Here is an 8545-nt window from a genome sequence, read left to right as displayed (position 1 = left end):
GGCCTCGCTCAGGCTCACATCAGGATAGACACCAAGCGAGATTGATTTTTCCTTGCCGTGTATTCTGTAACGTAAACGCCAATACTTCCGGCCATCTTCATGCACCCAAAGAAAAAGACCGTTACCGTCATATAACTTGGTTAGCTTCTTCCCTTCAGATGTAGCGTTTCTATAACGCGTATCTTTGTATTTTTCGGCCATAGTGGGGTAACTTTTGCAGGGGTAGAATTGTTACCCCTAAAGTTACCCCTGTTTTAAGTTGGATGCAAGCGGATAGTTATGGAATAGCACGGAAGCAAAAACCTAATAAATAAATGATTCTGCTAAGATTAATGGATAACTGCGGATGGTTACGGATACGGAAATGGCGGAGGCGGTGAGATTCGAACTCACGGTAGAGTCACCCCTACGGCAGTTTTCAAGACTGCTGCCTTAAACCACTCGGCCACACCTCCCTGAAAAGAACGGCTATCATACTCTTTCATGCGCGATTTGACCAGTTTATTTGCCCGCAGAACAGCATTGAAGCTCATGGTAATTTGAGAGAAGATCCACATTTTCTGTATGGAGCTTTGTGCAAATCCGTCGACAGCACTGGCTATTTTTTTAGCGCGCTGTGAGCTGTGTTTTCAATTGTTTGATTTCTTCTTCGGCTTTAATCTGATTGGTGGCGTCATGCTGAACGCCGAGGAAGTAGAGCAGGTTGCCATTGGAATCAAATAACGGCATCATTTTTAGATGGTTATAAAATAACTCTCCGTTTTTCTTGTAATTTCTGAGTGTTACTTCAACCGGCTCTTTGTTTTTAATCGCTTCCCGTAATTTGGCAACCTGTTCTTGGTCTTTATCCTCGCCCTGCAAAAAACGGCAGTTTTTCCCCAGGGTTTCTTCTTGAGAGTAACCCGTTATCTGCTCAAATGCCTTGTTGACATAAACCAGCGGCATATCTTCCAGATCGGGATCGGCCAGTGAAACACCATTAATGCATGAATCCAGAATTTTAGATAATACCTGCGGAATCAATCCAGGATCTTTTTCAACAATAAAGTCCATACTATTTCTCCAAGTTTATATTCAAGCTGCATGCTGTACAGCAATACCAGTTTTTTACGCTTATTTAATTTAACCAGCCATTTCTGCGTTTTCAGTCTCAATGATTTTTTTTATATTATGCACTGTTCTATCAGTGCCATCTTGAACAGCAATACGAATCAGCTTTTCAAAGGGTTTCATGTGTAAGTCCAGATCAAGTAATTCAAAAACAAACGTTATACGGCTGGCTTTCTCGTCCACTGTTTCAATCAGATAATCACACCGGTAAGGATTTGAAACACCTTCAAAGAGGATGCGCGCACCGGGTTCGAATACTGTGACTTTAAATATCGACTCCGATCGGTTTCCCTGATCAATGCGCACCTGACGGCATTGTGTCCCGACTTTAACGGGACCGTCTGTCAGTTTCTCGAGTTTTTTGACCTCCGGCGACCAGCGTGGATAATTTTCCAGTAATTCAACACCGATAAAATTAAACAGTTTGTCAGACGGACCACGGATCAGTGCGCTGGACTTACCAACAACAGGGGTCTGTTTTAATAAACCAAACATAAATAGTCTCCTGCGTTAAATTCTTACACCACATACGTATCTATCCCCCGCAATAATAGATCATATTGTGCTTCGACCAACTCCTTTATGGTCAATGCGGGGATACCTGTAACAATATTACCTTCTGTAACCAACCAGCCGACAGCATCTGTGGGGCCCAGATTGACCACATATCCGATATCATGGTGCAGATAGGGTTCTAGGAGTGCAAGCAATCCCGAGTGGCGCAGAATATTGCGGCCGACCAATTTGCCTTTGCGAACGGCCGATTGTGCACACAGTACATTCGATCCCGGGGACTTGTAGACTGAGCAATCACCCGCAATAAAGATATGCCGCAACGCTTGCTGGCCGACCACCGCCTGACCAAACGCGTTTGCAGACAACACTGTTTCCTGCTTTTTACCCAAAAACAGCAGCGTCAAATGCGACGGCAGTTCATAAAATCGTTCGGATTGTTTGTCTTCAAGCTGTATTTGATCGTCTGATTGACCGTGATAGCGGACATCGGGTACAGCTTTGATATTCAAATCCTGCATACAGGTTTGCACATAGTCATCAAAACCCTGTGGAAATTGCGCAAGTACCCGGTCACCTGAATGAATCAATTGTAGTTTCGCATCGATTTTCTGTCTGCTCAAATACCGTCTGATTTCAAATAGAAACTGTATGCCGGTCGCGCCTGCGCCAACCACAGAAATAATGGGTTGATCCTTGTGTGCCCGGTTCAGGTGTTTAAGAAGCAAATCCGGCCCGGCTGTGTACATAAAGTGCTGCAATGTCAGTACGTTACCAGACTGCGGAGCCTGACGGGATTCAGCGCCCGTGGCTATAACCAGATAATCAAAATCAATAATAGCATCATTGGCTACAAGATACTTGTCCTTCTGCCACTGCCGTAACAATTCGTCCGTCACAGTGAGTGAAGCTTGAATATGACGGCAGCCAAAGCGCGTTTCCAGAGTGCTGAACGGCACCAGCAAATTCGACAATGGATAACGGAACGTTTCATGTAAATGCGTGATTTTGAGATGCTGGTCGCCGGGATCAATCAGAGTAATAACAGCATCGGGAGCGTAACGCTTCAACGTTGTCAGCGCTGCCATGCCGGCATAACCGCCACCGGCTATCACCACTTTTATCCGTCTCTTGCCAGGTATATAAAATGGCAGTAGCGCCACGCACTCTCCTTTTATTTGATGAAAAAACTCACAGGCGCACTGGATATCGGTATGCGGTCCGTTCGCCAATGCTGAACCGCCCATTGCCAGAATGTCTCCAGATTGCTGTCGTGCAGTGCTTGCGGCGGATTCTGACCAAGAAACCGCAATGCGGCCACAAGCTGTGATAATACATCGAATTGGCTGACTGGTGCAGCAAAGGTTTGCTTACTGAGCTTTTCGCCGCGCCGGTTTGTTGCAAGCGGTAAATGCATATATACCGGTACAGGATATTTGAGCAGTTGCTGCAAAAATATCTGCCGCGGCGTCGAATCAAGCAAATCAGACCCGCGTACGACGTGGGTAATATGTTGATCTGCATCATCAACCACTACCGCCAGTTGGTATGCAAACACGCCGTCGGTGCGGCGCAGGGTAAAATCGCCGATATCTTGACCAATGCGTTGTGATAAGAAGCCTTGCACGCGATCCACTAGTTTAATACGGCGGTTATCTGTTGTTACACGCATCGCACTGCGTTTCTGTTGCTGATTGTTTTGGCCGTTATCCCGGGCTTTCCGGCATGTTCCGGGATAGATTGGGCCGTCAATACCGGTTAATTTGGATGCGGCCACTTCTTTGCGTGAACAGAAACATGGATAAATCAGTGTTTCCTTCTTTAGCTGCGCCAAAGCAGCGCGGTATAAGTCATGGCGTTGGCTCTGATAAACGACTTCACCGTCCCATTCCATACCGAGTTTCTCGAGTAAAACCAGCATATCGCGTGCTGCGCCCGGCACCTCGCGCGGAGGGTCGAGATCTTCTATTCTGACCCGCCATTCACCGTTATGCGATCTGGCGTCCAGATAACTGCCTACAGCCGTCACCAGTGAGCCGAAGTGTAACGGGCCCGTTGGAGAGGGCGCAAAACGACCGCGGTAAACGGAACTGTTTGAGAATGTATCCAACACCGCATCCATTGTATGCATATGATTGTCTGGGTTCAAACCGGGATCATTCGGTGAGCCTTACAAATAATGTAACTGTTTAGCGTAATTCTAATCTAAAGGTAGCTTACAGTATAAAGTGAGGCAATTTTCCGTCGAAAAGCAGCATGAATGCCTGGCTGGCAGACACATTGTTTTTTCTGCAAGTAGACAGATAGCCGCGTATCCGTCAGTATTCTCCATTACAACCTCGTCTGGCTGCAATTGGGTTGCCCACTGTGCCAACATGCGCCGGTCTTTCTTGAATGCGCCAAATTGGCGCTGCTCGGTACGCATCGAACCATCGCTTTCTTCAATCAAGGCACACGCTGTAATCTGCGACTGATGGACATCGAGTCCAACGACACGTTTATAAATTACATCCAATTCCATAACGCCTCCATTCATTTTATACTTGCCAATGGAAGGTGGCGGAACCGGAGCTGAAAATCCCTGAAAGCATTTATCTGCTTTCGGCCTTTTTAACGTACGCTCTCTATGGAAGCAATCCGGGGCTCGGGTCAGTTCGGTGGGTCACGTTAGAGTACGGGATCAAGTCACCAAAAAAATGTGCGGCCTCTTCCTGCCACCATGCAGCGTGCAAAACGGCCGGCACGGTTGCCGGTGATGCTCACGACTTCAGAAACTCAAAACCTGCTTGATCATCTTGCTGATCGTTCGGGTTGGCGGCCAGAAAAGCAGAGTGTAATACCCGCAGGGCATTACACCACTGACGACGATTTGATGGTGTAATGTGCTTCGCTTATTGGCACCTTACCTGTCAGACTAATCACAACTTTCTCCATCCAGCAAAAATTCAGTCATATACCGATTTACCAGCTCGGGTTGTTCCTGCTGCACCCAATGGCTGCAATGGGGAATGTACCTGATTTCGAGACGATCGGTGAAGCAGGATTCCATGCCGCAGGTGAGTTCTTTGCCCAGCACGGTGTCTTCTTCTCCCCAGATCAACAATGCCGGGCAGGTGATCTTGTCGAATGACCGTTCTCCGTGGCGCAGTCTTTCGCGAAACACGGCGCGGTAGTAGTTAATTGCCGCGGTCAGTGCGCCGGGCTGTTGCAGTGCCTCGGTGTATTTCTGCAGTTCGTCGTCTGTGAATATTTCCTTGCGAACCGCCATGCCGCGAAAGGTTTTTTCAACAAACCACCGCAGGTTCAAACGCATGCCGAATTCCGGCAGCCAGGGCACTTGAAAAAAGAACATATACCAGCTGCGCCGCAATTGCCGCCAGTTGGTTTTGAGGTGGTGCTGAAACGCAGCCGGGTGGGGGCAGTTCAAGACAACCAGCTTTTTCGTTGCCTTGGGATATGCCGCTGCGAACACCCAGGCGATGCCGCCGCCCCAGTCATGACCGGCAATGATTGCCTTTTCTTCACCGAATGCATGAATCAATTCCAGGACATCGGCGGCAAGCGTATCCACACGGTAATTCGCTACGCCCGGCGGTTTTTCGCTGTCGTTGTAACCGCGCAGATCGGGTGCGACAACGCGAAAATGTTGTGCCAGCGACGGAATTTGGTGCCGCCAGGAATACCAGAATTCCGGGAAACCGTGCAGCAGCACGGCAAGCGGGCCTTCGCCCTGTGTGACATAATGCAGGCGGACACCATTAACGCGAACGTAGTCATGTTGCCAGGATTCATGCATGACGTAATGCCCCAATCTTTTCTTTGTTTTTTTAAATCGCACGGTTGACTGTAACATAGATGCGTTCCGTTAAACGGCCGAAGTGAAAAGCTTGAAAGACATTCCACTATTGAGACGATGTATCATCGCCGCTACAAAAGCGTTTAGTTTTCAGATACGTTATAATGCGTTCTTTTGCAAAACGAGGCAGACTGTAAATGCGTATCGAAGCTATACCCATCGGCAACAACGTGCCGGAAGACGTCAATGTACTGATTGAAGTGCCGATCGGCGGTCATCCCATCAAATATGAACTCGAGAAGAATTCGGGCACGCTGGTGGTGGATCGTTTTTTGCATACGCCGATGACTTATCCGGGTAACTACGGCTTTGTGCCAAGCACATTATCCGACGATGGCGACCCCATCGATGTACTGGTGTGCAACACCCGTCCGCTTGTGCCGGGGTGTGTGATCAATGTGCGTCCGATTGGCGTACTGGTGATGGAAGACAATTCCGGGCAGGACGAAAAAATCATCGCGGTGCCTTCCCCGCATCTGACCAAACGCTATGAGAAGATTTTCAATTACGACGACTTGCCGGAAATCACCCTCAGCCAGATCGCACATTTTTTTGAACATTACAAGGATCTGGAACCTGGGAAGTGGGTAAAGATCGGCGACTGGCGTGATGTCAATGAAGCCGGACGGTTAATCGTCGAGGCGATAGAACGATATAAAAACACTATCTCTACCTGAATTAAATCGCAGGGCGGATCAGTGCAGCACCGTAGCACCATACTGCGGCTGCTGGCGAATGCATCGTCTGACTCTGAATTGCCAGGCATTGTTCGTCAAATCCCGGTAATTTCTCCATCATCAGTCAGATCGATATGGTGTGCAGCCGGTTCGCGCGGCAGTCCGGGCATGGTGACGATGTCGCCGGTCAGTACCAGCAGATAACCCGCGCCGGCGGCGATGCGTACCGATTCTACCGGCAATGCAAAACCGCAGGGGTGTCCAACCCGCGTGGGGTCACCGCTGAGTGACAGATGGGTTTTGGCGATGCAGACCGGCAACCGGTTGTAACCCAGCGCGCTGATGCGTTCAAGATCTTTTCTGGCCGCCCGGCTGAAATCGACGTCACTGGCGCCGTAAATCGTTTTGGCCACGGCGGTGATCTTCGCTTCAGGTGAAGATGCCAGATCGTAAAGATAGCGCGCTTCCGGCTGCGGCTGCGCGGCTGCGTTGACTACGGTTTGCGCTAGTGCTTCAGCGCCAGCGCCGCCATCCGTGAAACCGGTAAAACGGGCTGCATTCAATCTGTATTCGTTACACCATTGTTCAATGACAGCCAGTTCCTGCTCAGTGTCTGCGGCAAAGCAATTGATGGCAACGACCGGTTCAAAGCCGAATACGCGCACACTGTGGATATGATGATTCAGGTGTTCCAGTCCGCGTTTGATTGCACCGGGATCGCTGGATTGAGTGGAATTACCACCGCCGTGTATACGTAAGGCGCGTACGGTTACCACCAGCACCACGGCACTGGGCCACAGACCGGCGCTGCGACATTTCAGATCGAAGAATTTTTCCGCACCCAGGTCAAAACCAAAACCTGCTTCGGTTACGGCATAGTCTGCATAAGTTGCTGCAGCGCGGGTAGCCATCACGCTGTTACAGCCATGTGCGATATTGCCGAACGGTCCGCCATGCACAAAAGCCGGCACGCCTTCGGTGGATTGCACCAGATTCGGCAGTATGGCATCGTGCAGCAACGCTGCCATTGCGCCTGACGCCTGCAGGCTTTGCGCCGTGATCGGAAGCCCGGCGCGGTTGAAGCCAACCAGAATACGGCCCAGACGGGCTTTCAGATCGGCGGTATTTTCGCTTAAGCAAAGAATGGCCATGATTTCCGAAGCGGCGGTGATATCAAAACCGGTTTCGCGCGGCACGCCATTGAGTCTTCCACCCAGTCCAATGACAATTTTTCGTAAGGCGCGATCATTGACATCCAGTACACGCCGCCAGAAAACCTGACGATGCTCCAGATCAAGCTCGCTGCGAAAATGAATGGCATTGTCCAGCAATGCGGCCAGCAGATTGTGCGCGGCGCTAATAGCATGCATGTCGCCGGTGAAGTGCATATTGATACGGGCTGACGGCTCGAGTTGACAGTGCCCACCACCGGTGCCGCCACCTTTGACGCCGAAAATCGGGCCTAAGGACGGTTCACGCAGTGCCAGCGCCGTTTTTTTGCCGATGCGCGTCAGACCTTGCGCAAGACCGATAGCGACCGTGGTTTTACCTTCGCCGCTGCGGGTTGGATTGATCGCTGAAACCAGGATGATTTTTCCCGCCGATTGGATCCTGGCGTTGGGTAATGCCTGTAACCGAAGTTTGGCCATGTGCTCGCCGTAATGTATCAGCGCGTCGGATTGCAGACCCAATACTTTGGCAATATCCAGAATAGTATGCATGTTAAGGATTTTAAATCGGCATTGCTTATAAGCTTACTATGCGGTTGCGGACAAGTCGATCAATGAACATCGTTGCAGTGGTTTTTGTATGAGACGATGTATGCGATAAGCAATGGGTGATACCTGCTTCAATAATGGCCGTATTTTTGCGCGACCCAGTGCTTATGAATGAGTTTGGCCAAGTGTATTTTTTGGAAGCTATTATTTGGCATTTTATTGATCTGAGTCAATAAATTTGACCTGGACCTGGTGCACAATACCGTCTCGATTAATTCATTATGTGAGGTTCAAAATGGCTATGTTAGAGGAAGAAGATGCTGGCACTTTTAAAAAACTGGGCTTTAATCTCGCACTGATCGGTGCTGTGGCTGTGGGTTTGATTGTTTTATCAATGTACTTTTCTTAAGCAGTCAATACATATTGCTAGAGTTTCCAGGGCAATCGGGCTTAAAAATACTTGAAAATAGAAATTAGTTGAGGTATTAGGTTTATCATTTTGATTTCAAATGATAGACAAACCAACGGCAACGCCTTCAATCATTCATCATTTTTCAAGTATAAAAGACCCAAGAGTGGATAGGCAAAAGAAACATCAGCTCCAGGATATATTTTTTATCACTCTTTGTTCAGTTATTTGTGGAGCGGACAATTGGGTGGCTATTGAGGAA

The 8545-nt window shown here is 49.0% G+C and carries 10 protein-coding genes, 1 tRNA gene and 1 pseudogene; 3 read left to right on the top strand and 9 right to left on the bottom strand.

Annotation, left to right across the window (positions count from 1 at the left end; genetic code table 11):
* From BMY60_RS14130 to BMY60_RS14100, 7 genes and pseudogenes are all read right to left on the bottom strand, one after another.
* A partial coding sequence (locus tag BMY60_RS14130; protein WP_143057465.1) for an Arm DNA-binding domain-containing protein occupies positions 1-201 on the bottom strand: 201 nt, incomplete at its 3' end.
* A 164-nt stretch (positions 202-365) separates the two neighbouring features.
* Positions 366-455 (bottom strand) — tRNA-Ser (locus BMY60_RS14125).
* A 151-nt stretch (positions 456-606) separates the two neighbouring features.
* Positions 607-1053 (bottom strand): PAS domain-containing protein, encoded by a 447-nt coding sequence (locus BMY60_RS14120; protein ID WP_090334492.1) that lies wholly within the window; start codon positions 1051-1053, stop codon positions 607-609.
* A 69-nt stretch (positions 1054-1122) separates the two neighbouring features.
* Positions 1123-1605 carry an SRPBCC family protein gene (locus BMY60_RS14115; RefSeq protein WP_090334490.1) on the bottom strand — a complete coding sequence of 161 codons (483 nt, stop codon included), beginning with the start codon at positions 1603-1605 and terminating at the stop codon, positions 1123-1125.
* A 23-nt stretch (positions 1606-1628) separates the two neighbouring features.
* Positions 1629-2786 (bottom strand): FAD-dependent oxidoreductase, encoded by a 1158-nt coding sequence (locus BMY60_RS14110; protein ID WP_090334489.1) that lies wholly within the window; start codon positions 2784-2786, stop codon positions 1629-1631.
* A gap of 11 nt (positions 2787-2797) precedes the next feature.
* Positions 2798-3754 (bottom strand): tRNA glutamyl-Q(34) synthetase GluQRS, encoded by a 957-nt coding sequence (gluQRS, locus tag BMY60_RS14105; protein WP_256250904.1) that lies wholly within the window; start codon positions 3752-3754, stop codon positions 2798-2800.
* 129 nt (positions 3755-3883) lie between these two features.
* A pseudogene (locus BMY60_RS14100) lies at positions 3884-4144 on the bottom strand (IS110 family transposase); the annotation flags it as partial.
* Positions 4145-4321: 177 nt separating this feature from the next.
* Between BMY60_RS14100 and BMY60_RS15875 the strand changes: the two are divergent.
* On the top strand, positions 4322-4504 hold the full coding sequence (locus tag BMY60_RS15875; RefSeq protein ID WP_177166691.1) for a hypothetical protein: 183 nt from the start codon (positions 4322-4324) through the stop codon (positions 4502-4504).
* Between the two features lie 33 nt (positions 4505-4537).
* Here the strand turns inward: BMY60_RS15875 and BMY60_RS14095 are convergent, their stop codons facing one another.
* Entirely contained in the window at positions 4538-5476 is a 939-nt protein-coding gene (locus BMY60_RS14095; protein WP_177166690.1) for an alpha/beta fold hydrolase, read from the bottom strand.
* Between the two features lie 140 nt (positions 5477-5616).
* On the opposite strand from BMY60_RS14095, the gene ppa reads away from it, so the two are divergent.
* A complete protein-coding gene (ppa, locus tag BMY60_RS14090) occupies positions 5617-6156 on the top strand; it encodes an inorganic diphosphatase (RefSeq protein ID WP_090334486.1) in 540 nt (179 codons plus the stop codon).
* 95 nt (positions 6157-6251) lie between these two features.
* Here ppa and BMY60_RS14085 read toward each other — a convergent pair whose 3' ends face one another.
* Positions 6252-7877 (bottom strand): formate--tetrahydrofolate ligase, encoded by a 1626-nt coding sequence (locus BMY60_RS14085; RefSeq protein WP_090334484.1) that lies wholly within the window; start codon positions 7875-7877, stop codon positions 6252-6254.
* Positions 7878-8383: 506 nt separating this feature from the next.
* Here BMY60_RS14085 and BMY60_RS14080 point away from each other — a divergent pair.
* The coding region (locus BMY60_RS14080) for a transposase family protein (RefSeq protein ID WP_143057391.1) at positions 8384-8545 on the top strand (162 nt) is incomplete at its 3' end.

It is taken from the genome of Nitrosomonas sp. Nm51 (assembly GCF_900111165.1).
Lineage (GTDB): Bacteria > Pseudomonadota > Gammaproteobacteria > Burkholderiales > Nitrosomonadaceae > Nitrosomonas.
This window is presented reverse-complemented; position numbering and strand designations above follow the sequence as displayed.